This window comes from Noviherbaspirillum malthae (genome assembly GCF_015352985.1).
In the GTDB taxonomy this organism is placed as follows: Bacteria; Pseudomonadota; Gammaproteobacteria; order Burkholderiales; family Burkholderiaceae_D; genus Noviherbaspirillum; species Noviherbaspirillum malthae.
The window spans coordinates 24267-47889 of the sequence record NZ_JACYXF010000008.1; the positions used below are offsets into that span (position 1 = coordinate 24267).

The window sequence follows — 23623 nt, forward strand, 5'->3', positions numbered from 1 at the left end:
CGTTTGCCCTTGATCGACTATTGAGGCGAACATCACTTATGAAGACTTGTCATGAAGGAATTCACCAATCTGCTGGATCTTGATCCCGCGCAGCTCATTGCCTATTGCGGAGAGTTGGGTGAAAAACCATTTCGTGCCAAGCAATTGCAGCGCTGGATTCATCAATTCGGCGCCAGCGATTTTGATTCAATGACGGATCTGGCGAAATCCTTGCGTGATAAGCTCAAAGCCCATGCAAGGATTTCGGCGCCTGCGGTGATCAGCGATCACACCTCGGCCGACGGCACGCGCAAGTGGCTGCTGGACGTGGGGCAGGGCAATGCTGTCGAAACCGTTTTCATTCCCGAGGAAAACCGCGGAACGCTGTGCATTTCCACCCAGGCCGGCTGCGCGGTGAACTGCCGTTTCTGCTCCACAGGCAAGCAGGGCTTCAGCCGCAATCTGACTGTCGGCGAAATCATCGGCCAGCTGTGGATGGCGGAATTCGAGCTGCGGCGCACCAAGGGCATCGAGCCCGGACCCAAGGGCGAGCGTCAGATTACCAATGTCGTGATGATGGGAATGGGCGAACCGCTGCTGAACTTCGAGCCGACCGTGACCGCGCTCAAGCTGATGCTGGACGATAATGCCTACGGCCTGTCGCGCCGGCGCGTTACCGTTTCCACGAGCGGCGTCGTGCCGATGATGGACAAGCTTTCCCAAGAGTGTCCCGTGGCATTGGCGGTGTCCGTGCATGCGTCGAACGACGCATTGCGCGACGGCCTGGTGCCGCTCAACAGGAAATATCCGCTGGCCGAACTCATGGCCGCCTGCCGGCGCTACCTCGAATTTGCGCCGCGCGATTTCATCACTTTCGAATATTGCATGCTCGACGGCGTCAATGACTCCGATGAACATGCGCGGGAATTGATTGACCTGGTGCAGAACGGGCCGGAGCCAGTGCCTTGCAAGTTCAACTTGATTCCTTTCAATCCTTTTCCAGAATCCGGCCTCAAGCGCTCCAACAATGTGCGCATCAAGGCCTTTGCGCAGATCCTGATGAATGCCGGCATTGTCACGACCATCCGCAAGACGCGCGGTGACGACATCGATGCGGCCTGCGGACAACTGGCGGGCGAGGTGCAGGATCGTACCCGCGTGCAGGAGCGCATGCAGAAAATGGCGGAATACCAGAAAAAATTCGGCGAGAATTTTGGCCGTATCGTCGAGGTGCCACGGTGATCCATCGCAGGACAGGCGCACTGTGCCTGACGCTTCTTTCCGCTTTCGCTTCACTCGCATTTCTGACGGGTTGCGCCACCACTGCCGGCAGCGGAACGCAGGGCGAGCTGCCCACGCTTTCCGACCAGACCGACAACCAGAAGCGGGCACGCATCCGCCTGCAGCTTGCGGTGGGTTACTACGAGCAGCGCCAGATGGCGGTTGCTCTCGACGAGATCAAGCAAGCCTTGGCGGCGGATCCGAATTTCGCGGAAGCCTACAGCATGCGCGGCTTGATCTACATGGACATGGGCGAGGTCCGGCTTGCGGAGGAAAACTTCCAGCAGGCGATCCGCCTGGCGCCCAATACGCCGGATTTCAACAACAACTACGGCTGGTTCCTGTGCCAGAACGGCAGAGAGAAGCAGTCCATCCAGTATTTCGAGGCGGCGCTGAAGAACCGTGCCTACCAGTCGCCGGCAAAAGCCCTGAACAATGCGGGCTTCTGCAGCATGAAGATGAATGACAAGGCGGCTGCCGAGCGGTATTTCTCCCAGGCGTTTCAAGCCGATCCCGGCAATCCGTCCACCAATGTCAATCTCGCCCGCCTGTATTTCGAGCGCGGCGATCACGAGCGGGCGCGTTTCTATGTGAATCGGGTCATGAAAGCCGAGATCATGACCGCCGATGTCCTCTGGCTGGCGATACGCATCGAGCGCAAGCTGGGCGACCGCGCTGCAGAAGCCAGTCTCGCAAACCAGCTGCGCCGCCGCCACGCCGGTTCGGCCGAATATGCCGCCTATCAACGTGGAGCCTTTAATGAGTGAGCCAGGATTGAATGATCAAGCCATGCCCGGCGATGCCGACAAGGAAGCGCCGATTGCGGTGTCTCCCGGAGCGCGTCTGGCGGCCTGCCGGCAGGAGCGCGGCTGGACGATCGAACAGGTGGCGGGCCAGTTGAATCTGGCCCCCAGGCAAGTGGTTGCCATTGAAGCCGACGACTATCCTTCCCTGCCTGGCATGGCAATCGTGCGCGGCTTCGTGCGGCAGTATGCAAAGCTGCTCAAGATCGATGCGGCACCGCTGCTGGCTTCGCTCGGCGGAGAGACGGTGCTTGCTCATGAACCGATACGGCCGCGCCAGAACCTGTCGACACCGTTTTCCGAAGCGCGCCTGCCATCCATGACGAATTCGCGTTCGAAGGTGTCCGCCAAATGGATCATGGCGGGCATCGTGGTGGTAGCCGTCGGCGCCGTTGCCTACGGCTTGCGCCAAGGCGTGGATTTCGCCGGCCTGACGCAATCGGCCGGCTCCCAGGTCAAGGAAGGCGCCTCCCAGATCATCACGCCCTCGGCGCCGGCGTCCCAAGGCGACGCTGCTCCCGCGGCGTCCGATTCGGCGGCCGCGCCCGAGCCGGTGAACGCCCAGCCGCCGGTGGAACCTTCGGCACCATCAGCCGGGCAGCCCGGCGAAGCGGCGAACCCGCAGGCTGCTGCGCCTGCCGTACCTCCTGCGCCGGCGACTCAGCAAGGCGGTGCTGCAACTTCTCAGGCCGCAGGAACGCCTGCTGCAACTGGGGCGGCGGTGCCTGCTCCGGCTGTACCGGCTTCCGCGGCACAGCCGCCTTCCCCGTCCGCGCCGGCAGCCGCCGCAGTGCCGCAGGCAGCGCCCGCGAACACCGGCAATACCCTGGTCATCAAGGCGCGACAGGATTCGTGGATCGAGATCAAGGCGGCCGGCAGCGCCAGACCCGTCATCTCCCGCGTCGTGAAGGCGGGAGAAACCGAAAGCTTTGAAGTCACCGATACGGTCGCAGTGGTGGTCGGCAATGCATCCGGCGTCGACGCCACGCTGCGCGGCAATCCGGTCGATCTCAAGGCGACAGGCAATGGCAATGTCGCCCGCATAACCCTGAAATAATCATTCCATGTCGACAGCCAATTCTCCTATTGCTTCGGGGCCGCTTCCCAAGCGCAGCACCCGCGGTGTCTCCATACGCTACGGCACGAAGGAAGTGCTGGTGGGAGGCGCGGCGCCGGTCGTCGTGCAATCGATGACCAATACCGATACCGCCGATGCCATCGGCACGGCGATCCAGATCAAGGACCTCGCGCGTGCCGGTTCCGAACTCGTCAGGATCACCGTCAATAATCCGGAAGCCGCTGCGTCGGTGGTTGCCATCCGCGAGCAGCTCGACAGGATGGGCATCGACGTTCCTCTGGTCGGCGATTTCCATTACAACGGGCACAAGCTGCTGACCGATTTCCCGGAATGTGCGCAGGCATTGTCGAAGTACCGCATCAACCCCGGCAACGTCGGACAGGGTGCCAAGCGCGACACCCAGTTCGCACAGATGATCGAAGTCGCCTGCAAGTACGACAAGCCGGTTCGCATCGGCGTCAACTGGGGCAGCCTGGACCAGTCGCTCCTGGCCCGCATCATGGACGAAAATGCTAGCCGGCCGGAGCCATGGACAGCGCAGGCCGTCATGTATGAGGCCCTGGTAACCTCGGCAATCGAAAATGCCCAGCGCGCGGAAGAGCTGGGACTGAAGAGCGACAAGATCATTCTCTCCTGCAAGGTGTCGGGTGTGCAGGACCTGATCGCGGTGTACCGTGAACTGGCCCGCCGCTGCGATTACCCGCTGCATCTCGGCCTGACCGAAGCAGGCATGGGTAGCAAGGGCATCGTCGCCTCTACGGCGGCGTTGTCGGTGCTGCTGCAGGAGGGCATCGGCGACACGATCCGCATTTCCCTCACGCCCGAGCCGGGCGGCGACCGCACCAAGGAAGTCGTGGTTGCGCAGGAAATCCTGCAAACCATGGGATTGCGCAAGTTCACGCCCATGGTCATCGCCTGTCCCGGCTGCGGAAGAACGACATCGACCGTGTTCCAGGAGCTTGCCGACAGAATCCAGACCTATCTGCGCGAGCAGATGCCCGTCTGGAAAAAGGAATATCCCGGTGTCGAGAACATGAATGTCGCCGTCATGGGCTGCATCGTCAACGGACCGGGCGAATCCAAGCATGCCAACATCGGCATCAGCCTTCCCGGCACTGGCGAATCGCCGGCCGCTCCGGTGTTCGTGGACGGCGAGAAGAAGGTAACCCTGCGCGGCGAGCATATCGCCGAAGAATTCCAGGCCATCGTCCTGGATTACGTTAAGACCCGTTACGGGAAAAATGCGGTTGCTATCTAAAGCGCCGTACACTGAGTAAAAAGCATGTCAGAAAATAAAAAAGCTGAAAAGATCGTCGGCGTGAAAGGGATGAACGACATCCTGCCCGCCGATGCGCCTCTCTGGGAGCTGTTCGAAAATACCGTGCAGTCGGTACTGAAGAGCTACGGCTTCCAGCAGATCCGCACGCCGATCGTCGAGCCGACAGCGCTGTTCGCACGCGGACTCGGCGCTGTCACCGATATCGTCGAAAAGGAAATGTATTCCTTCGTCGACTCGATGAACGGGGACCAGCTCACCCTGCGCCCGGAAAGTACCGCGGGCGTGGTGCGCGCTGCGCTCGAGCACAATCTGACCTATGACGGACCGAAACGCCTCTGGTACGTCGGCCCGATGTTCCGCCATGAAAAACCGCAGCGCGGACGCTATCGCCAGTTCCATCAGGTCGGCGCGGAAGCCCTCGGCTTTACCGGCCCCGATATCGATGCCGAACTGATCATGCTGTGCCAGCGTCTGTGGGACGATCTCGGACTCGACGGCATCAAGCTCGAGCTCAATTCCATCGGCAATGCGGACGAGCGCAATCGCCATCGCAACGACCTGGTTGCCTATTTCGAGCAGCACAAGGAACTGCTGGATGCGGACGCGCAGAGGCGCCTGCATTCCAACCCGCTGCGCATTCTCGATACCAAGAATCCGGCAATGCAGGAAATGGTCAACGGCGCACCCAAGCTGCTCGATTATCTCGGGGAAGAGTCGCGCTCCCATTTCGAAGGCGTGCAGAAAATCCTTCGTCACAACAATATCCCTTTCACCATCAATCCGCGCCTGGTTCGCGGCATGGACTACTACAACCGCACCGTGTTCGAATGGGTGACCGATCAGCTCGGCTCACAGGGAACGGTATGCGGCGGCGGCCGCTATGATCCGCTCATCGAAATGTTCGGCGGCAAGCCGACGCCGGCCTGCGGATTCGCCATCGGCGTGGAGCGCCTGCTCGAACTGCTGAAAGCCAACGGCGAACAGTACACGCCCAATCAGTGCGACGTATATGTCGTTCACCAGGGAGAAGACGCCCAGCTTCAGGCCTTCGTGGTCGCCGAGCGCCTGCGCGACTCCGGCCTGGACGTCGTACTGCATTGCGCTTCCGCCAGCGGCGGCGGCAGCTTCAAGGCCCAGATGAAACGCGCCGACGCCAGCGGTGCAGGCTTCGCCGTCATCATCGGCGAAGACGAAGTGGCGAAGTCGGTTGCCTCCGTCAAGAACATGCGGGCTGAAGCGACCGACAACAATCAGGTCACCGTTCCTCTCGAAAATGTCGCCACCTACGTCCTGGACCAGATCGTCTGCGGCGATGAGTGCGATGATCCCACCCACCATCATCATTAATCCGGAAGCATCATGGCATACGATCACGAAGAACAGGAACAGTTGGCGACGTTGAAGTCGTGGTGGAAGCAGTACGGCAATCTCGTCACCTGGGTTCTCATCATTGTCCTTGCAGCCTATGCGGGCTGGAACGGCTGGAACCTGTATCAGCGCAACCAGGCAGCCCAGGCCGGACAGCTCTACGAGGAACTGCAGAAGGGCGTCGCAGCCAAGGACAACCAGAAAGTGCAGCGCGCCGCGGCCGACCTCCAAGGCAAATTCGGCAAGACTGCCTATGCGCAGATGGGCGCGCTGGCGGCCGCAAAAAGCGCCTTCGATACCAATGACCTGAACACCGCGAAAACGCAATTGCAGTGGGTGGCCGACAACGGCAGCGAAGCGTTCAAGGCGATTGCAAAGATCCGTCTCGCCGGCGTGCTGCTCGATGAAAAGGCGTTCGATCAGGGCTTGAAGCTGCTCGAGGGACAATTCCCCGAGCAGTTCGCCGGCGCCGTGGCCGACCGCAAGGGCGACATCCTCGTCGCCCAGACGAAAATCGAAGAAGCACGCGCAGCCTACAAGCTCGCACTCGAAAAAACCGACGAAAAGAACCCGGCACGCCAGCTTATCCAGTTGAAGCTGGACGCGATCGGCGGCGCAGCCAAGGCTGCGGCATAACTGCAAACACTGCAGCGCAGAAAAACAGAAAAAAGGGGAATCCATGCATACTGCTGTAAAGCTCACTTGTGCCGGACTGGTTGCGTTGCTGACCGGATGTTCGTCGCTCAATCCGTTTGCCAGCAAGGCGGCGCCGCGTAACCCGCCGGCCGCGCTCGAGAACTTTCAGCAGACGATGGCAGTACGCACTGCATGGACAAGCAACATCGGCAGCGCAGGCACTTTCGTGTTTTCGCCGGCCGTGGCGGATGGCAGCGTCTACGTTGCCGCAGCGGACGGCGCAATGGCGCGCATCGAGGCCTCATCCGGCCGCACGTTGTGGCGCATCAACGCGGGCATGCCCCTGACGGCAGGTGTCGGCAGCGATGGCAATACCGTCGCGGTCGTCGGAGAAAAAGGCATGCTGCTTGCCTTCGACGCCCAGGGCAAGCTGCGCTGGAAAGTACAGGCTTCCAGCGAGATTCTTTCTGCGCCGGCGGTGGGGCAGGGCGTGATCGTCGTCCGAAGCGTCGACAACCGGATTGCCGCCTATGAAATCGAAAACGGCAACCGGCGCTGGGTTGCTCAGCGCCAGTCGCCGCCCCTCACACTGCGCACGGCGCCGGGTATCGTCATTTCCGGACCAACCGCTTATGTGGCGCTTCCCGGCGGACGTCTTTCGGCGCTGGCGCTGACCAACGGCGGTGCGCGTTGGGAAGCTGCCGTCGGCGACCCGCGCGGCACGACTGAACTCGAGCGCATTGCCGACTTGTCGGGTGCGCCCGTGATTGCCGGCAGCGATGTCTGCGCCGTTGCCTATCAGGGACGCGTGGCCTGCTTTGATGCAGTGAGCGGCGCGGCACGCTGGGGCAAGGAAGCGTCGAGCGAGGTCGGCGTCGCACTCGACGAGCGCTTCGTCTACGTTGCCGATGAACGCGGCGCCGTGACTGCGCTCTCCCGCGATTCCGGCAGCGGCGCATGGCGCAATCCGAAGCTTGCCTATCGCAGCCTGTCGACTCCTGTCGTCGCCGGACGCGCCGTCGCGGTAGGTGACGGCCAAGGTTATGTTCACTTTCTGTCGCGCGATGACGGCGCTTTCCTGGCCCGCGTCGGCACCGACGGCAGCCCCGTAACGGGTACGGCTTCCGTTGCCGCCGCGACGGCACTTTTCCAAACTCAAGCAGGTACAGTGGTTGCGCTGGCAACCGAGTAAGAATTCAATGAAGCCGGTAATCGCATTAGTAGGCCGACCCAATGTCGGCAAATCCACATTGTTCAACCGGCTCACCCGGTCGCGCGATGCTCTGGTCGCCGACCTTCCCGGTCTCACCCGCGACAGGCATTATGGCGAGGGCAGGGTCGGGGAACGTCCCTTCCTGGTGATCGATACCGGCGGTTTCGAGCCGGTCGCCAAGGATGGGATCATGCATGAAATGGCCAAGCAGACCAAGCAGGCGGTCGCGGAAGCCGACGTCGTGGTCTTCATCGTCGATGGGCGGCAAGGCCTGACGCCGCATGACAAGACCATCACCGATTTCCTGCGCAAGTCGGGACGGCAGGTCATGCTGGTCGTAAACAAGGCGGAAGGCATGAAATATACTTCCGTCACCGCGGATTTCTACGAACTTGGCCTGGGCGATCCGTATGTCATTTCAGCCGCACACGGCGATGGCGTGGTCGACCTGGTCAACGAGTCGCTTGACATCGCTTTTGCGCAGCGCGCGCCGGAGCCCGAGGCCGAAGCGTCTCCGACCCGCGGCATCAAGATCGCGATCGTCGGACGGCCGAACGTCGGCAAGTCCACACTGGTCAATACCCTGCTCGGCGAAGACCGCGTCATCGCGTTCGACATGCCGGGCACGACGCGCGACTCGATTGAAATTCCCTTCGAGCGCGAAGGCAAGCATTACACGCTGATCGACACGGCGGGCATACGCCGGCGCGGCAAGGTGTTCGAGGCGATCGAGAAGTTCTCGGTGGTCAAGACCCTGCAGTCAATCTCGGAAGCCAACGTGGTTCTTCTGCTGCTCGATGCGCAGCAGGATATTTCCGAGCAGGATGCCCATATTGCCGGCTTCGTGCTGGAGTCGGGCAGGGCCCTGGTAGTCGGCGTGAACAAGTGGGACGGCCTTGACAGCGACCGGCGCGACGAGATCAAGATCGACATGGAGCGCAAGCTCAGCTTCCTGTTCTTTGCCAAATTCCATTTTATTTCGGCGCTGAAGGGAAGCGGCATCGGTCCGCTGATGAAGTCGATTGATTCTGCGTACGCAGCGGCCATGGCCAAGCTGTCCACGCCGCGACTGACGCGTGCGCTGATCGAAGCGGTCGAGCATCAGCAACCGCGCCGCAAAGGCTCAATTCGGCCCAAGCTGCGCTACGCGCATCAAGGCGGCCAGAACCCGCCTATCGTCGTTATTCACGGCAATGCATTGGAAGCGATCGACGACAATTACAAGCGTTACCTGGAAAAACACTTCCGTGAAACTTTTTCACTAGTCGGGACTCCATTGCGTATCGAGCTGCGTTCTAGCAAAAATCCCTTTACAAAGGATCAAAAATAATCTTTCCAAGATGACTACACGCTTGGCAAGTTACGCAAAAATCGATAAAGTCTTAAAGCAATATTATCAGAGAGACACTTGAAATCCGTCCAGGTGTCTCCAACTCCACATCACAACAACACCATGGAGCTGTCATGAGCAATAAAGGGCAACTGTTACAAGACCCCTTCCTCAACGCCTTACGTAAAGAGCACGTTCCCGTTTCCATCTATCTCGTGAACGGCATCAAGCTTCAGGGGCATATCGAATCGTTCGACCAGTACGTCGTCCTGCTTCGCAATACCGTGACCCAAATGGTCTACAAGCATGCAATCTCGACCGTCGTACCGGCCCGTGCGGTAAACATCAATCTTGAATCTGATTCGGAATAAGAGATCGTTACCACCTCCACTCCACTCATGCGCGCTGCCCTAGTCGGCGTCGATTTCGGCAAGGGCGACTTTGCCGCTAGTCTGGAAGAGCTGTCACTGCTGTCCAAATCAGCCGGTGCCGACCCAGCCATCACGATCACAGCAAAACGCTCGAGTCCCGATGCCGCCCTGTTTGTCGGATCCGGCAAGGCGGATGAAATCGCGGCAATCGTGGCCGCAGAGCGCCTCGAAATCGTCATCTTCAACCACGCCTTGTCGCCTGCGCAGCAGCGCAATCTTGAACGTCACCTCAAGGTACGCGTCATCGATCGCACCAGTTTGATCCTCGATATTTTTGCCCAGCGTGCGCAAAGTCACGAGGGTAAGGTTCAGGTCGAACTTGCACAGCTCCAGCATCTGGCAACCCGCCTGATTCGCGGATGGACTCACCTTGAACGGCAAAAAGGCGGTATCGGCTTGCGCGGGCCGGGTGAAACCCAGCTCGAAACCGACCGCCGGCTTCTCGGTGATCGCGTCAAGGCACTGCGCATCAGGCTGGATAAACTGCATAAGCAGCGCGAGACCCAGCGCAGGGCCCGTGGCCGTAACAATACGTTTTCCGTGTCGCTGGTCGGCTATACGAACGCCGGCAAATCCACCCTGTTCAATGCATTGACCAAGGCGCAGGCTTATGCCGCCAACCAGTTGTTTGCCACGCTGGATACAACCTCCCGCCGCATCTATCTTGGCGAGGCCGGCAACGTAGTGATCTCCGACACCGTGGGATTCATCCGGGAGTTGCCTCACCAGCTGGTTGCTGCATTCAGAGCCACGCTGGAAGAAACCATTCATGCGGACCTGCTGCTGCATGTTGTCGATGCGGCAAGTCCGGTGCGCATGGAGCAGATCGAACAGGTCAATGATGTGCTGGCCGAAATCGGTGCCGATCACATTCCACAGATTCTCGTCTGGAACAAGATTGATGCAGCCGGGCTAGAGCCGGGTGTGGAACGTGATGAATATGATAAAATCCGCCGTGTTTCAATTAGCGCCCAGACCGGTGCCGGCCTTGATCTACTCCGTGAGGCTGTAGCCGAATTTGCAAAAGAGAACGCGGTGGCGCATCTTGATCCCCTGCCGGTCCGGGAACAACACAACGAATCGCGACCGGTGTCTTTTGCCCGAGGCATCCACGATACCTGAATTGCAAACCATTAACATAAGCCGGATGGCGAGAGAATGCCTATTCCTCTAATCAAAAAAATCGGCCTTAAATTTTCTCTGAATGACCCGAGATGGGGACGGGGGTCACAAGACAACAACGGCCAAAACCAAAACCAGGATGGAAAACGGCCCAATGACGGTCCTCCGGATCTCGATCAGCTATGGCGCGAGTTCAATCAGCGCCTCAATCGCCTGTTCGGAAACCGGGGCGGTGGTCGCGGCGACGGCAATTACAGCCCTGACATGAAAGGCGCAGGAATCGGCGTCGGCCTGATTGCGGTCATTGTCGCCTTTCTCTGGCTCGTCAGCGGCTTCTTCATCGTTCAGGAAGGCCAGACTGCCGTCGTTACGACGTTCGGAAAATACAGCCATACAACACCGGCGGGCTTCAACTGGCGCTGGCCTTATCCGATCCAGAGCCATGAAGTCGTCAATGTCTCGCAGGTGAGGACGGTGGAAGTCGGTTATCGCTCCAACGTCAGGAACAAGCAGCCGCGCGAGTCGCTGATGCTGACCGACGATGAGAACATCATCGACATCCAGTTCGCCGTGCAATACAAGCTCAAGAATGCTGCCGAGTGGATCTTCAACAACCGGGAGCAGGACGAGATGGTGCGCCAGGTGGCGGAAACATCGATCCGCGAGATCGTCGGACGCAGCAAGATGGATTTCGTTCTCTACGAAGGTCGCGAGAAGGTGGCTTTCGACGTCAGCCAGCTGATGCAGCAAATCACCGACCGTTACAAAGCCGGCGTGCAGATCACCAATGTCACCATGCAGGGCGTGCAGCCTCCCGAGCAGGTGCAGGCGGCGTTCGACGATGCCGTGAAGGCAGGCCAGGATCGCGAACGCCAGAAGAACGAAGGCCAGGCTTACGCGAACGATGTCATCCCCCGTGCACGCGGTGCTGCATCGCGTCTGTTGCAGGAAGCGGAGGCCTACCGTGCACGCGTGCTCGCCAACGCGGAAGGCGATGCCTCGCGCTTCAAGCAGGTGCTGGTTGAGTACCAGAAGGCACCGGCCGTCACACGCGACCGCATGTATATCGAAACCATGCAGCAAATCTTCTCCAATACCACCAAGGTGATGGTGGACAGCAAGAACGGCAGTAATCTGCTGTATCTGCCTCTGGATAAATTGATTTCCCAGGCAGCCAGCGAAACTGCGCCGGGCAAACCCGGTATCGGCGCTGCCCAGCAATCTTCCGGCAGTTCGCCGGCAGGGGAGCCCATGCCGGCCAATGAAGCGCAGCGGCAGCGGGACTCGCGTACCAGGGATAGCAGAGATTTGCGTGATCGGGAGACTCGATAATGAATCGCCTCGTTTCTTATTCGATTGCGGGCCTGATTCTGCTTTCGGTACTGATGTCGACCTTGTTCGTTGTGGATCAGCGGCAATATGCGATCGTGTTTGCTCTGGGTGAGGTGAAAAAGGTCATCAACGAACCCGGCCTGCATTTTAAGCTGCCTCCGCCATTCCAGAATGTCCTGTTTCTCGACAAACGCATCCTGACGCTTGACACACCCGAGGCGGACCGCTTCATCACGGCCGAGAAGAAAAACATTCTTGTCGATGCCTATGTAAAATGGCGGATTACCGACCCGCGACTTTACTTCGTCAGCTTTACCGGAGAAGAGCGTCGTGCGCAGGACCGGATGTCGCAGATCATCAAGGCGGCGTTGAACGAGGAAATCACCAAGCGCACCGTGCGTGAAGTCATTTCCGGGGAACGCGGCAAGGTCATGAGCGCCATCCAGAAAAAGGTCACGGAAGAGGCGAAGCAGATCGGTGTTGAAATCATCGATGTGCGTCTCAAGCGCGTTGACTACGTGGAGCAGATCAATAATTCGGTCTATGACCGGATGAAGGCCGAACGTGTCCGCGTCGCCAACGAACTGCGCTCGACCGGCGCCGCCGAATCCGAAAAAATTCGGGCCGATGCCGATCGTCAGCGCACGGTGATATTGGCAGAAGCCTATCGTGATGCGGAGGCGATCCGCGGCGAAGGCGATGCGAAGGCAACTCAGGTATATTCTCTGGCTTTTGGCCAGAATCCGGAGTTCTACAAGTTCTATCGCAGCCTTGAGGCCTACCGCGCCAGCTTCAAGAACCGCAGCGACATGATGGTGGTGGATTCCAACTCCGAATTCTTCAAGTATTTCAGGAATACGGGTGGCACAGGCGGTGCAAGCAGCGTCGCATCACCGGCGCCGGCACCGGCGAAAAAGTGAGTTAAGCGCGTTCTTCGGAATGCGCTTTCAAACACAACAAGAATAATGCCTGTTTCAGGCATTATTCTTTTCGCCTTTTTCGAACTTGAAAGGCAAATGTTGTGCTGCCATGAACAATCAGTGAGAAAATACGTATTTCCCTAACGCATTAACTATTGCATTAACTATTCATGGCGGTATTCACCGCTGTATGAACGTCGATCGCATATCCGTCCGGCCTCATCTTTTCATTTTCTTTCTTTAAGCAGTACCACGTCTGTCATGCCGAATTGGCTTCTCCCTGAAAACATTGCCGATGTCTTGCCTTCAGAAGCGCGCAAGATAGAAGAACTGCGCCGCAAGCTTCTCGACAGATTTCGTTCGTACGGTTACGAACTGGTCATGCCCCCCATGCTCGAGTATCTCGAGTCTCTGCTCACGGGAGCAGGGCAGGACATGGACCTGCGGATCTTCAAGCTGGTGGATCAACTGTCGGGACGCACGATGGGTGTACGCGCCGACATGACGACGCAAGTCGCACGGATCGATGCCCACCTGCTGAACCGGCGTTCGGTCACCAGGCTCTGCTATGCGGGAAGCGTGCTTCATACCAGGCCGTCGGGCTTGCATGCCACGCGGGAACCCTTGCAGATCGGTGCGGAAATCTATGGCCATGCCGGACTCGAGGCCGATGCAGAGATCCAGGAACTGGTCCTGGCATCGCTGAAGCTCGCCGGCATTACCAAGGTGCGGCTCGACCTATGCCACGTCGGCGTCCTGCGTGCCATCATCGCAGAGGATGAACTTGCGCGGAAATGCGATGCGGAACTGTTCGGGCTGCTGCAAGCCAAGGATGTTCCGGGCCTGCAAAAGCTGACGGCCGGCTTCCAACCGGTGACTCGCGAAGCGCTGCTTGCCTTGCCCTCACTATACGGCGATGCCTCGATCATTGCGCAGGCGCGCGAAGTCCTGCCGAAGATGCCGGGCGTCACGCGTGCGCTGGACGAACTCGATCTGCTCATCCGCCAGGTAGGCAATGCCGATGTGACCGTGGATCTGGCCGACTTGCGCGGCTACCATTATCACAGCGGCGTCATGTTCGCCGCCTATGTCCCCGGTCTGCCCAATGCAGTTGCGCGCGGCGGACGCTACGATCATGTCGGCGAGGCATTCGGCCGCGCGCGGCCGGCAACCGGTTTCTCCCTGGATCTCAGGGAGCTGGCACGCCTGCTGCCGGTGGCGGAGCGCAAGAGCGCCATCAGGGCGCCGTGGGGTACCGAGCCGGCGTTGCGACAGAAAATCAATGAATTGCGTGAAGCCGGGGAAGTCGTCATTCAGGCGCTGCCCGGACACGAAAACGAGCAGGACGAATTCGATTGCGATCGTGCAGTCGTATTCGACAATGGAAACTGGATTCTTCAATCACTAGGTTAATAGCATGGCAAAGAATGTCGTTGTCATCGGCACCCAATGGGGCGATGAAGGTAAGGGTAAGATCGTCGATTGGCTGACCGATCACGCACAAGGCGTTGTGCGCTTTCAGGGTGGACACAATGCCGGCCATACGCTGGTCATCGGCGGCCAGAAAACCGCCTTGCAGCTGATTCCGTCTGGTATCATGCGTCCCGGGGTTGCCTGCTATATCGGCAACGGCGTCGTGCTGTCGGTGCCTGATCTTCTGCGCGAGATCGACAAGCTGCAGGCCAATGGCGTCGAAGTGGCGTCGCGGCTCAAGGTCTCCGAGGCGTGCCCGCTGATTCTGCCGTACCACACGGCCCTGGATGCAGCGCGCGAAGCCGCGCGTGGCGCCGCCAAGATCGGCACCACCGGCAAGGGCATCGGTCCCACCTATGAAGACAAGGTGGCACGCCGCGCGATCCGTGTCGCGGATCTGCTCAATGAAGGCCGCTTTGCCGAAAAGCTGAAGGAAAACCTGGACTACCACAACTTCGTCCTGGCGAATTACCTGAAGGCCGACACCATCGATTATCAGAAGACCCTCGACGACGCGCTGGCTACCGTGCCGCGCATCGCCCCGATGGTCGCCGACGTCTCCAGCGCCCTGTATGCGGCGCACAAGGCGGGCGGCAACCTGCTGTTTGAAGGCGCCCAGGGCAGCCTGCTTGACGTCGACCACGGCACGTATCCCTTCGTTACCTCAAGCAACTGCGTGGCCGGCAATGCGGCTGCAGGCTCGGGCGTCGGCCCCAATATGCTGCATTACATCATGGGAATCACGAAGGCCTATACCACGCGTGTCGGCTCCGGTCCTTTCCCGTCCGAGCTGCCGACCGATCAGGGCATCGGCAAGCATCTCGCCAGCGTCGGCCATGAATTCGGTACGGTGACCGGTCGTGCCCGCCGCTGCGGCTGGTTCGATGCCGCGCTGCTGCGCCGCTCCGTCCAGATCAACGGCGTGTCGGGCATGTGCCTCACCAAGCTCGATGTGCTCGATGGCCTGGAGTCGCTCAAGCTTTGCACCGGATATATGCTTGACGGCAAGAAGGTCGACATTTTCCCGGTCGGCGCCGAGGATGCATCGCGCTGCGAACCGATCTACGAAGAAATGCCCGGATGGAGCGAGTCGACAGTCGGTGCGAAAACGCTGGAAGCTCTGCCCGCAACGGCACGTGCCTACATCAAGCGCATTGAAGAGCTGGTCGGTGTGCCTGTCGACATGATTTCCACGGGTCCGGACCGCGAAGAAACAATTGTCCTTCGTCATCCGTTTGCATGAACCTGGATAGCGAGAAAGAAGACGTTATGTCGAGCGAAAAGGATCTTTGGGTTTCCTGGGAAGACTATAACCGCGGCGTTGTCGAGTTGGCGCGCATGGTATATGAGTCAGGGTGGCAATTCGATCAGGTGCTGTGCCTGGCCCGCGGCGGCCTGCGCCCTGGTGATGTGTTTTCACGTATCTTCGATGTGCCGCTGGCCATTCTGTCGACGAGTTCTTACCGCGAAGAGGCAGGAAAGGTCCAGGGCAACCTGGATATAGCGAAGCACATCACGATGACAAGGGGAAGCCTGTCGGGCAAAGTGCTCCTGCTGGACGATCTGGTCGATTCCGGCGTGACCCTGGAGCGCGTGCAGCACCACCTGCGGGAAAATTTCCCGGCCGTCAGCGAAGTCAGGTCGGCGGTTATCTGGTGCAAGGCCTGCTCCTCGGTGCGGCCGGATTACTACCTGCAGTATTTGCCGAATAATCCCTGGATTCACCAGCCCTTTGAAGAGTACGACAGCTTGCGGCCCCACCAGCTGGCTGCGTGGCTGAAAAAGGGCGAGACCGCCTGACAGGCCGGAGCGAACTTGGTACCTGATTCACACTCAAAAACGCAATCGCAGAGTGTAACAGGGCAGGAAATCACCTAGCAGGAAGCCAAAGCCCGTTGCAATGCCAACGGGCTTTTGTTTTCAACTTTGCTTTTCGGTTCTGCGTTCGAACGCTTGGTAACGAGTAGATGAATGCAGGCGAAGCCTGGCTGTGAAGCAGACAGTGAAAGGGCAGATGAATTGAACGGGATGAAGCGGCAGCGAATGTGCCTTGGAAGGGTTGAAAAGAAAAAGGCCCGCGAATGCGAGCCTTTTTCAACAACCTGGTGCCCAGAAGAGGACTCGAACCTCCACAGTGTTGCCACCGCTAGGACCTGAACCTAGTGCGTCTACCAATTCCGCCATCTGGGCTGCGAAAGACCGAAAGTATAGCTGAAAAATGGAATATGTCAATTCGACGATCAAAACTCCCGATTGGCGATTTCAAAGAAGCCCGAGTGCGTTAGGTAAATACCTGATGACTCCGTTACACTTACTCTCTAAATAATCTAACAATGAACTGAAGTACCCATTTGAGCCAATTTTCCTACACCATTCCCAGCCGGGAGGAGATTCTCGGCATATTGCGCACGGCATCGAGCCCGCAGGACCTGCAAACCCTTGCGGCGGCGCTCAACGTCAAGCCCGAAGAGATCGAAGGGCTGACGCGGCGCCTGAATGCCATGGAACGTGACGGGCAGATCAAGCCCAACCGCAACGGACACTACCAGCTTGCGCATCAACCCAACTTCATCGAGGGGCGCGTTCTCGGTCACCGGGAAGGCTATGGCTTCCTCGCACCCGACGACGGCAGCGACGATATCTTCCTGCCCGAGAAGGAAATGCAGAAGGTATTGCATGGCGACCGCGTGCAGATCCGTATCGTCGGCACCGACCGGCGCGGACGTCCGGAGGGCACGATCGTTGAAGTGATCGAGAGGGCCAACACCCACGTCATCGGCCGCCTCCTCAATGAGAACGGTGTCTGGGTGGTCGCGCCGGAAGACAAGCGCATCGGCCAGGATATTTTGCTGCATGGCACGCCGGGTCAGGCGAAGACCGGGCAGGTGGTCAGCGTGGAGCTGGTCGAGCAGCCTTCCCGCTATACCCAGCCGGTCGGCAGGATAGTCGAAGTCCTCGGCGATATCGACGACCCCGGCATGGAGATCGAGATCGCGGTACGCAAGTATGGCGTGCCGCATGAATTCTCGGAAGCGGCGAAGAAACTAGCGGCGAAATTGCCCAATGAAGTACGCGCCGCCGATCTCGGCGATCGCGTGGACCTGCGCGACGTGCCCTTGGTCACGATAGACGGCGAGGATGCGCGCGATTTCGACGACGCGGTGTATTGCGAGCCGATCAAGATCGGCCGCAGCAAGGGCTTCCGCCTGCTGGTGGCGATCGCTGACGTCAGCCATTACGTCAAGCCGAACGACGCGCTCGACAAGGATGCGCTGGAGCGCAGCACCTCGGTCTATTTCCCGCGCCGCGTGATTCCCATGCTGCCGGAGAAGCTGTCGAACGGGCTCTGCTCCCTTAATCCCGCAGTGGACCGATTGACGCTGGTCTGCGATGCGGTAATTACCGCCAAGGGCGACATCAAGGCATATCAGTTTTATCCGGCGGTCATCCATTCGGCGGCACGCCTGACCTATACCGAAGTCGCCGCCGTGCTGGCCAATACCCGGGGACCAGAGGCGGCGAAGCGGCAAGAACTGGTGCCGCATCTGCTCAATCTTTATGAAGTGTTCCAGGCCTTGCTGCAGGCCCGGCAAGCGAGGGGGGCGATCGATTTCGAGACTACCGAAACCTACATCGTCTGCAATGCGGCCGGCAAGATCGAGAAGATCATTCCACGCACCCGCAATGACGCACATCGCGTGATCGAGGAATGCATGCTCGCGGCCAATGTGTGCGCAGCCGACCTGCTGGCGCGTCACAAGCATCCCGGCGTCTATCGCGTGCATGCCGGTCCGTCGAAGGAAAAGCTGAACCAGGTCCGTACCTTCCTCAAGCAGATGGGGCTGCATCTCGGCGGCGGCGACACGCCGGCTGCATCGGACTATGCGGAACTCATCCCCAAGATCAAGCTGCGCCCCGATGCCGTGCTGCTGCAGACCATGCTGCTGCGCTCGATGCAGCAGGCGGTCTACAGTCCGGACAATATCGGACACTTCGGCCTGGCGTATGAAGCCTATGCGCACTTCACCAGCCCGATCCGGCGTTATCCCGACTTGCTGACCCACCGCGCGATCAAGGCCATCCTGCAAGGGAAGCGCTACGAACCCAAGGGCATCGAAACCAGCGAGCTCAACACCATGCTGTCGCCTGCGGCACGCAGAATGGCAGCCGAGGACAGGGCCAACGGCAAGAAAAAGAAGGAAGGCGATCTGGCCGTCTGGGAGGCACTGGGCATTCACTGTTCAGCGAATGAGCGCCGCGCCGATGAGGCGTCGAGGGATGTCGAGGCATGGCTGAAATGCTATTTCGTGCGCGACAAGCTGGGCGAGGAATTTACCGGCACGATTTCGGGCGTCACGCCTTTCGGCATCTTCGTGCAGCTCGATGCCTTGTTCATCGAAGGCCTGGTGCACGTCACCGAACTGGGCGCAGACTACTTCCAGTATGACGAGGTACGTCACGAGTTGCGGGGAGAGCGTACCGGCATCCGCTATCAGCTGACAGACCGCGTTACCGTGCAGGTCAGCAGGGTGGACCTCGATGCAAGGAAGATCGATCTGCGTCTCGTAAACGAACCGGATATCCGCACCACGCTGAAGAACGAGGCGCGCCGGGCCGAGCAGGAACACGGCAAGGAAAGAACGCCGAAGAATGCCGCGAAATCCAAGCCGGCAGCGAAAAAGACGAAACCGGCCGGCACAGCCAAAGGGAAAACCTCAAAGACGGCGAGTGCCGGCAAGACCGCACGTTCAAGCAGGACAGCTGCAAAAACGGGCAAGAAGAAAAGATAAAGATGAAAAGCAAGATGATTTTCGGCTTTCACGCCGTCACCTCGAGGCTGCGTCACGACGCTTCGTCGATCGAAGAAATTTATGTGGATGCCAGCCGCCATGACCGGCGCATGCAGGATCTGCTGCGGGCAGCCGAAGATGCCAAGGTCAGAATCATTCAGGCGGATGACCAGCGTCTCGACGGCATGGTCGGCACGCGGCGCCATCAGGGCGTGGTGGCGAAGGCGGGTGAACTGTCGCTGGCCCGCAATCTCGATGAACTGCTGGATGCCATCGAAGGGCCGCCGCTGCTGCTGATTCTCGACGGCATCACCGATCCTCACAACCTCGGGGCCTGCCTGCGCGTCGCTGACGGCGCAGGCGCACACGCAGTCATTGCACCCAAGGACCGCGCGGTGGGCCTGAATGCCACTGCCGCCAAGGTAGCCAGCGGCGCCGCCGATACCGTGCCCTATATCACGGTGACCAATCTCGCCCGGACGCTGCGCGAGCTGAAAGAGCGTGAGATCTGGGTCATCGGCACGACGGACGATGCGGAAAAAGGCTTGTATGAAGCGGACTTCGTCGCGCCGACCGCGCTGGTCATGGGTTCGGAAGGCGAGGGAATGCGGCGGCTGACGCGCGAGAACTGCGACATCCTGGTCAGCATTCCCATGCAGGGCGCAGTGGAAAGCCTGAACGTATCCGTCGCCTCCGGCGTTTGCTTGTATGAGGCAAGGCGCCAGCGTCTGATGAAGGGCTGATATCAATTCCAAGCCATGGCATGGCTTGGAATTGATACAAGGCGCTATTTTCCGCTGCCGGCGGTTATTGCACATGTGCCTTCCGCCGCCGGCAGCATGAAAACTTCATTCCGAGCCATTTCGATTTCTTTCGCTTCATGTTCAACCGCCTTCGCGAAGACATTGCCAGCATCATTGAACGCGATCCCGCCGCGCGCACTTCCTGGGAGGTGCTGACCTGCTATCCCGGCTTGCATGCGATCGCCATGCATCGCTGGGCCAGCTGGTGCTGGCGGCATGACATGAAATGGCTCGGGCGTTTCATCTCCCATCTGGCGCGGTGGTTCACCGCAATTGAAATCCATCCGGGCGCAACCATGGGGCGGCGGGTTTTCATCGACCATGGTTTCGGCGTGGTCATCGGGGAAACCGCAGTAGTCGGCGACGACTGCACCATCTACCAGGGTGTTACTCTGGGCGGCACCTCGCTCAGCAAGGGTGCGAAGCGTCATCCGACGCTAGGCAGAGGCGTCATCATCGGTGCCGGCGCCAAAGTGCTGGGCGGCTTCACCGTCGGCGACGGCGCCAAGGTCGGTTCCAACGCCGTTGTGGTCAAGGAAGTGCCCGAGGGTGCGACTGCGGTCGGCAATCCGGCGCATATCGTGCAAAAGGATGCAGGCAAGCAGAGGGAAGAGGCGACCGCACGCGTGTTTGCTGCCTATGGCGTCACCTTGAGCAGCGGCGAGGATCCGCTCGCGACCGCGCTGCACAGGCTGATCGATCACGCTGCCTCCCAGGATCAGCAGATGCAGACGCTGATTGCGGCGCTGAAGCAGGCCGGCGTGGATTGCGGACAGGTGCCGGAGGCCGGCCGCATCGATCCTGCCCAATTGAATAAATTAGTTGAATGAAGGCGAAGCCGTGAGTGACAACATCGAAAACATGCAGCCGCAGCGGGATGGCGGAGAACTGCTCGATCCCTACGAAATACGCGTGCTCTCGGTGCTTGCCGAGAAGGAAGCGCTGACGCCGGACAATTATCCACTGTCCTTGAATGCGTTGACGAACGGCTGCAATCAATTGTCGAGCCGCGATCCGGTCATGTCGATTTCCGAAGACACCGTGATGGATGTGCTGCAGCGATTGATGCAGAAAAAGCTGGTTTCCGAAGTCCGGCAGGCCGGCGGGCGCGTCGCCAAGTACGAGCATCGCATGCGCATGAAATGGTCCCTTGAGCAGGACAAGCTGGCGGTGCTGACCATCCTGATGTTGCGCGGCGTGCAGACGGCGGGAGAGATCCGCGTGCGTACCGGTCGCCTGCATGAATTTGCCAGCGTTCCCGACGTGGAAACGGCATTGCAGTTCCTGATCGACAAATATCCGCCGGTAGTGGCCAAGCTTGCCCGCGCGCCGGGCACCAAGGAAGGGCGTTACGCGCACCTGCTCTCGGGAGAGGAAGTGCTGGCCCGCCACGAGTCGGCAGCCAGTTTCTCGGCCCAAGTGGAAACGCCGAGGCAGGACAGGATCTCGCAGCTGGAGAATGAGGTCGCGCAGCTGCGCAGCCAGGTGGAAAGCCTGACTGCGCAATTCCAGGAATTCCGGAAGCAGTTCGATTAGGCGAGAGCGCGTCAGTGCATCGCATGGTGCACGTGTGACTTTCGTACAGGCTTGAGCGTGGACGGGCGAGTATCCATCCACGTTGCAATCCGCATGAATCAGAACAGATCGGGCAGCACGCTGCTCGTCATGAACTGGCCTGCAATCCCTCCAGGCCGAAGCATTCGATCGTTCCGTCTTCCGCGATTGCCAGCCATCCTCCGCGCGGCGTTCCGGCATCGCAGTCCCAATCGGGCAGAACGTATCTTGTCCTCGCAATGCCATTCACATCGTGTTCATGCACTGCAGGGCGGTGCGTGTGGCCATGGATCATCACCCTCGCATCGGTGCCGGCGAAGACTGCATCAATGGCACCGGGATTGACATCCATGATCTCGTAGGATTTGCCTTGCTGGGCATCCTTGCTGCCGGCGCGCATGCCGTCGATGACAGCCTTGCGCTGCGCAAGCGGCATGGCCAGGAATTGGCGCTGCCACTGCTCTTGCCGCACCATTGCGCGAAACTGCATGTAACCCTGGTCGTCCGTGCACTGCGCATCGCCATGCAGCAGCACCAGCGAATGTCCAGCAATGTTCGTCAGATAGGGCTCCTGAAGGAGTCGGGTGCCGGTCGCATCGGCAAAGCCTTGCCCTACCAGGAAATCGCGGTTTCCCGCTATCCAGAAGAGCTGGACGCCGGCATCGCTGACCGTGCGCAGCGCGCCGGCGATCTCATGCAGGTAAGGCGTCTCGAGATCGTCGTCGCCGGCCCAGTATTCGAACAGGTCACCGAGCAGAAACAGCTGTCTGGCACACGGCGCTGCCTGGCGCAGGAACTGTAAGAAAGCCTCTGTCGTACGCGGCAGCCCGGGCTGCAAATGTATGTCAGAAACAAAAAGCGCAACCGGTGCCGATTGCGCTTTTGCTGATGAAGTCATCATGATTGCTTCAGGTCAGTGCCGGAAATTTCCGACGTGTCTCTTAGACTTCTTCCGCCTTTTCGATCACGACGTCTTCCACGGGCACGTCGGCGAACATGCCGGTGCGGGTCGTCTTGACCGCCTTGATCTTGTCGACCACGTCGGTGCCTTCCACGACCTTGCCGAAGACGCAGTAGCCCCAGCCGTCCTGGCCCGGATAGTCGAGGAAGCTGTTGTTCTTCACATTGATGAAGAATTGCGCGGAAGCCGAATGCGGGGCGGAGGTGCGTGCCATGGCGAGCGTATAGGGCTCGTTCTTCAGGCCGTTCTTTGCTTCGTTCTCGATCGGCTCATTGGTCGGCTTCTGCTTCATGCCCGGTTCGAAGCCGCCGCCCTGGATCATGAAACCGTCGATGACGCGATGGAAGACCGTGCCGTTGTAATGACCGGAACGCACATAGGCGAGGAAGTTCTCAACGGTCTTCGGTGCCTTCGCAGCGTCGAGTTCGATCTTGATCTTGCCGTGATTGGTGGTGAGAAGGACAGCCATGATATTCCTTTATGAAGTGGTTTATTTGACGATGGATGCAGATTCGATGACAACCGCCTTGGCCGGAACGTTCGCATGCATGCCGTTGCTGGTGACGTCGACCGTCTTGATCTTGTCGACGACTTCCGTGCCCTTGACGACCTTGCCGAAGACGGCATAACCCCAGCCGTCGCGGCTCGGATAGTCGAGGAAGGCGTTGTTGTTGACGTTGATGAAGAACTGTGCGGTGGCCGAATGCGGATCCGAGGTACGCGCCATGGCGAGGGTGTAAGGCTCGTTCTTCAGGCCGTTCTTTGCTTCGTTTTCGACGGGCGCCTTGGTGGGCTTCTGCGACATCGACTTGTCGAAACCGCCGCCCTGGATCATGAAGCCGTCGATGACGCGATGGAAGATCGTTCCGTTGTAATGGCCGCTTTTCACATAGTCAAGAAAGTTGGCGACGGATTTGGGAGCTTTCTCGGGATAGAGTTCCACCACGATGCTGCCCATGCTGGTTTTCAGCGCAACCTGCGGATTGTCGGCCGCGAGGGCAGCATGCGATGCGCCGGCGATGGACAGGGCGGCAAGCAATCGGATGAAAGTTCGGCGTGACGAAGACATTGCTGGTTTCCTTCTCTTTTCTCTTTACAGGAAAATTCCGATTGTGTATCTTCCATGACCCTTGCCGGCCGGGAGGCACGCGGAGCGGCAGGGCATCAATGTTATACTGCGGCGAAACTGTGCATTTTATCAAAATAAGCATCGAAGAAGGGTTTCGGCAGCGCTGTTGCATGTTGTCATTTGCGCCAGAGCGCGACGACA

General features: G+C 59.4%; 22 protein-coding genes and 1 tRNA gene. 19 read left to right on the forward strand and 4 right to left on the reverse strand.

The window, feature by feature from the left end; all coding sequences use genetic code 11:
* The first annotated feature begins 51 nt into the window (after positions 1–51).
* The 15 genes from rlmN to IGW03_RS13175 all read left to right on the forward strand — a co-directional run bounded on the left by rlmN (position 52) and on the right by IGW03_RS13175 (position 16045).
* Complete coding sequence (gene rlmN / locus IGW03_RS13105; protein ID WP_194723022.1) at positions 52–1221, forward strand: dual-specificity RNA methyltransferase RlmN; 1170 nt, start codon at positions 52–54, stop codon at positions 1219–1221.
* Positions 1221–2027, forward strand: coding sequence for a type IV pilus biogenesis/stability protein PilW (gene pilW / locus IGW03_RS13110; RefSeq protein WP_438943644.1), 807 nt, complete (start codon positions 1221–1223; stop codon positions 2025–2027). The genes rlmN and pilW overlap by 1 nt, the downstream gene beginning before the upstream one ends.
* Positions 2020–3120, forward strand: coding sequence for a helix-turn-helix domain-containing protein (locus IGW03_RS13115; protein WP_194723023.1), 1101 nt, complete (start codon positions 2020–2022; stop codon positions 3118–3120). Before pilW ends, IGW03_RS13115 begins: the two co-directional genes overlap by 8 nt.
* Before the next feature lie 7 nt (positions 3121–3127).
* Positions 3128–4399: a flavodoxin-dependent (E)-4-hydroxy-3-methylbut-2-enyl-diphosphate synthase gene (gene ispG / locus IGW03_RS13120; protein ID WP_194723024.1), complete on the forward strand. Its 1272-nt coding sequence runs from the start codon at positions 3128–3130 to the stop codon at positions 4397–4399.
* A 24-nt stretch (positions 4400–4423) separates the two neighbouring features.
* Positions 4424–5767: a histidine--tRNA ligase gene (gene hisS / locus IGW03_RS13125; RefSeq protein WP_194723025.1), complete on the forward strand. Its 1344-nt coding sequence runs from the start codon at positions 4424–4426 to the stop codon at positions 5765–5767.
* A gap of 12 nt (positions 5768–5779) precedes the next feature.
* Complete coding sequence (locus IGW03_RS13130) at positions 5780–6424, forward strand: YfgM family protein (protein WP_194723026.1); 645 nt, start codon at positions 5780–5782, stop codon at positions 6422–6424.
* Between the two features lie 43 nt (positions 6425–6467).
* Entirely contained in the window at positions 6468–7616 is a 1149-nt protein-coding gene (gene bamB, locus IGW03_RS13135; RefSeq protein ID WP_194723027.1) for an outer membrane protein assembly factor BamB, read from the forward strand.
* A gap of 7 nt (positions 7617–7623) precedes the next feature.
* Positions 7624–8967, forward strand: a complete 1344-nt coding sequence (der, locus tag IGW03_RS13140; protein WP_194723028.1) for a ribosome biogenesis GTPase Der — start codon at positions 7624–7626, stop codon at positions 8965–8967.
* A gap of 134 nt (positions 8968–9101) precedes the next feature.
* Positions 9102–9338: an RNA chaperone Hfq gene (gene hfq, locus IGW03_RS13145; protein ID WP_151636316.1), complete on the forward strand. Its 237-nt coding sequence runs from the start codon at positions 9102–9104 to the stop codon at positions 9336–9338.
* Between the two features lie 27 nt (positions 9339–9365).
* The gene (gene hflX, locus IGW03_RS13150) at positions 9366–10520 is read left to right on the forward strand and encodes a GTPase HflX (RefSeq protein WP_228535458.1); all 1155 of its coding nucleotides are present in this window, start codon (positions 9366–9368) and stop codon (positions 10518–10520) included.
* A gap of 36 nt (positions 10521–10556) precedes the next feature.
* On the forward strand, positions 10557–11852 hold the full coding sequence (hflK, locus tag IGW03_RS13155) for an FtsH protease activity modulator HflK (RefSeq protein WP_194723029.1): 1296 nt from the start codon (positions 10557–10559) through the stop codon (positions 11850–11852).
* Positions 11852–12772, forward strand: coding sequence for a protease modulator HflC (gene hflC / locus IGW03_RS13160; protein ID WP_194723030.1), 921 nt, complete (start codon positions 11852–11854; stop codon positions 12770–12772). Before hflK ends, hflC begins: the two co-directional genes overlap by 1 nt.
* A 261-nt stretch (positions 12773–13033) precedes the next feature.
* A complete protein-coding gene (locus IGW03_RS13165; protein WP_194723031.1) occupies positions 13034–14185 on the forward strand; it encodes an ATP phosphoribosyltransferase regulatory subunit in 1152 nt (383 codons plus the stop codon).
* Positions 14186–14189: 4 nt separating this feature from the next.
* On the forward strand, positions 14190–15488 hold the full coding sequence (locus IGW03_RS13170; protein WP_194723032.1) for an adenylosuccinate synthase: 1299 nt from the start codon (positions 14190–14192) through the stop codon (positions 15486–15488).
* Between the two features lie 26 nt (positions 15489–15514).
* Positions 15515–16045, forward strand: coding sequence for a phosphoribosyltransferase (locus IGW03_RS13175; protein ID WP_194723033.1), 531 nt, complete (start codon positions 15515–15517; stop codon positions 16043–16045).
* Positions 16046–16348: 303 nt separating this feature from the next.
* Here IGW03_RS13175 and IGW03_RS13180 read toward each other — a convergent pair.
* Positions 16349–16435 (reverse strand) — tRNA-Leu (locus IGW03_RS13180).
* Between the two features lie 161 nt (positions 16436–16596).
* Between IGW03_RS13180 and rnr the strand changes: the two genes are divergently transcribed.
* From rnr to IGW03_RS13200, 4 genes are all read left to right on the forward strand, one after another.
* The gene (rnr, locus tag IGW03_RS13185; RefSeq protein ID WP_194723034.1) at positions 16597–19035 is read left to right on the forward strand and encodes a ribonuclease R; all 2439 of its coding nucleotides are present in this window, start codon (positions 16597–16599) and stop codon (positions 19033–19035) included.
* A 2-nt stretch (positions 19036–19037) separates the two neighbouring features.
* The gene (rlmB, locus tag IGW03_RS13190) at positions 19038–19778 is read left to right on the forward strand and encodes a 23S rRNA (guanosine(2251)-2'-O)-methyltransferase RlmB (protein ID WP_194723035.1); all 741 of its coding nucleotides are present in this window, start codon (positions 19038–19040) and stop codon (positions 19776–19778) included.
* 137 nt (positions 19779–19915) lie between these two features.
* Positions 19916–20668, forward strand: a complete 753-nt coding sequence (gene cysE / locus IGW03_RS13195) for a serine O-acetyltransferase (protein WP_194723036.1) — start codon at positions 19916–19918, stop codon at positions 20666–20668.
* Positions 20669–20699: 31 nt separating this feature from the next.
* Positions 20700–21374 carry a YceH family protein gene (locus IGW03_RS13200; RefSeq protein WP_194723155.1) on the forward strand — a complete coding sequence of 225 codons (675 nt, stop codon included), beginning with the start codon at positions 20700–20702 and terminating at the stop codon, positions 21372–21374.
* A gap of 127 nt (positions 21375–21501) precedes the next feature.
* Here IGW03_RS13200 and IGW03_RS13205 read toward each other — a convergent pair whose 3' ends face one another.
* Genes IGW03_RS13205 through IGW03_RS13215 form a run of 3 tightly spaced genes read right to left on the reverse strand, consistent with a single transcriptional unit; the run spans position 21502 to position 23422 of the window.
* Entirely contained in the window at positions 21502–22290 is a 789-nt protein-coding gene (locus tag IGW03_RS13205; protein ID WP_194723156.1) for a UDP-2,3-diacylglucosamine diphosphatase, read from the reverse strand.
* A 43-nt stretch (positions 22291–22333) separates the two neighbouring features.
* Complete coding sequence (locus IGW03_RS13210; RefSeq protein ID WP_194723037.1) at positions 22334–22822, reverse strand: peptidylprolyl isomerase; 489 nt, start codon at positions 22820–22822, stop codon at positions 22334–22336.
* A gap of 21 nt (positions 22823–22843) precedes the next feature.
* Positions 22844–23422, reverse strand: a complete 579-nt coding sequence (locus IGW03_RS13215) for a peptidylprolyl isomerase (protein ID WP_194723038.1) — start codon at positions 23420–23422, stop codon at positions 22844–22846.
* Between the last annotated feature and the right edge of the window lie 201 nt (positions 23423–23623).

Bases quoted from the DNA above. Each gene is read 5' to 3' on its own strand.
- rlmN (WP_194723022.1), top strand. From the start codon at position 52: ATGAAGGAATTCACCAATCTGCTGGATCTTGATCCCGCGCAGCTCATT.
- IGW03_RS13115 (WP_194723023.1), top strand. From the start codon at position 2,020: ATGAGTGAGCCAGGATTGAATGATCAAGCCATGCCCGGCGATGCCGAC.
- ispG (WP_194723024.1), top strand. From the start codon at position 3,128: ATGTCGACAGCCAATTCTCCTATTGCTTCGGGGCCGCTTCCCAAGCGC.
- hisS (WP_194723025.1), top strand. From the start codon at position 4,424: ATGTCAGAAAATAAAAAAGCTGAAAAGATCGTCGGCGTGAAAGGGATG.
- IGW03_RS13130 (WP_194723026.1), top strand. From the start codon at position 5,780: ATGGCATACGATCACGAAGAACAGGAACAGTTGGCGACGTTGAAGTCG.
- bamB (WP_194723027.1), top strand. From the start codon at position 6,468: ATGCATACTGCTGTAAAGCTCACTTGTGCCGGACTGGTTGCGTTGCTG.
- der (WP_194723028.1), top strand. From the start codon at position 7,624: ATGAAGCCGGTAATCGCATTAGTAGGCCGACCCAATGTCGGCAAATCC.
- hfq (WP_151636316.1), top strand. From the start codon at position 9,102: ATGAGCAATAAAGGGCAACTGTTACAAGACCCCTTCCTCAACGCCTTA.
- hflX (WP_228535458.1), top strand. From the start codon at position 9,366: ATGCGCGCTGCCCTAGTCGGCGTCGATTTCGGCAAGGGCGACTTTGCC.
- hflK (WP_194723029.1), top strand. From the start codon at position 10,557: ATGCCTATTCCTCTAATCAAAAAAATCGGCCTTAAATTTTCTCTGAAT.
- hflC (WP_194723030.1), top strand. From the start codon at position 11,852: ATGAATCGCCTCGTTTCTTATTCGATTGCGGGCCTGATTCTGCTTTCG.
- IGW03_RS13165 (WP_194723031.1), top strand. From the start codon at position 13,034: ATGCCGAATTGGCTTCTCCCTGAAAACATTGCCGATGTCTTGCCTTCA.
- IGW03_RS13170 (WP_194723032.1), top strand. From the start codon at position 14,190: ATGGCAAAGAATGTCGTTGTCATCGGCACCCAATGGGGCGATGAAGGT.
- IGW03_RS13175 (WP_194723033.1), top strand. From the start codon at position 15,515: ATGTCGAGCGAAAAGGATCTTTGGGTTTCCTGGGAAGACTATAACCGC.
- rlmB (WP_194723035.1), top strand. From the start codon at position 19,038: ATGAAAAGCAAGATGATTTTCGGCTTTCACGCCGTCACCTCGAGGCTG.
- cysE (WP_194723036.1), top strand. From the start codon at position 19,916: ATGTTCAACCGCCTTCGCGAAGACATTGCCAGCATCATTGAACGCGAT.
- IGW03_RS13200 (WP_194723155.1), top strand. From the start codon at position 20,700: ATGCAGCCGCAGCGGGATGGCGGAGAACTGCTCGATCCCTACGAAATA.
- IGW03_RS13205 (WP_194723156.1), bottom strand. From the start codon at position 22,290: ATGACTTCATCAGCAAAAGCGCAATCGGCACCGGTTGCGCTTTTTGTT.
- IGW03_RS13210 (WP_194723037.1), bottom strand. From the start codon at position 22,822: ATGGCTGTCCTTCTCACCACCAATCACGGCAAGATCAAGATCGAACTC.
- IGW03_RS13215 (WP_194723038.1), bottom strand. From the start codon at position 23,422: ATGTCTTCGTCACGCCGAACTTTCATCCGATTGCTTGCCGCCCTGTCC.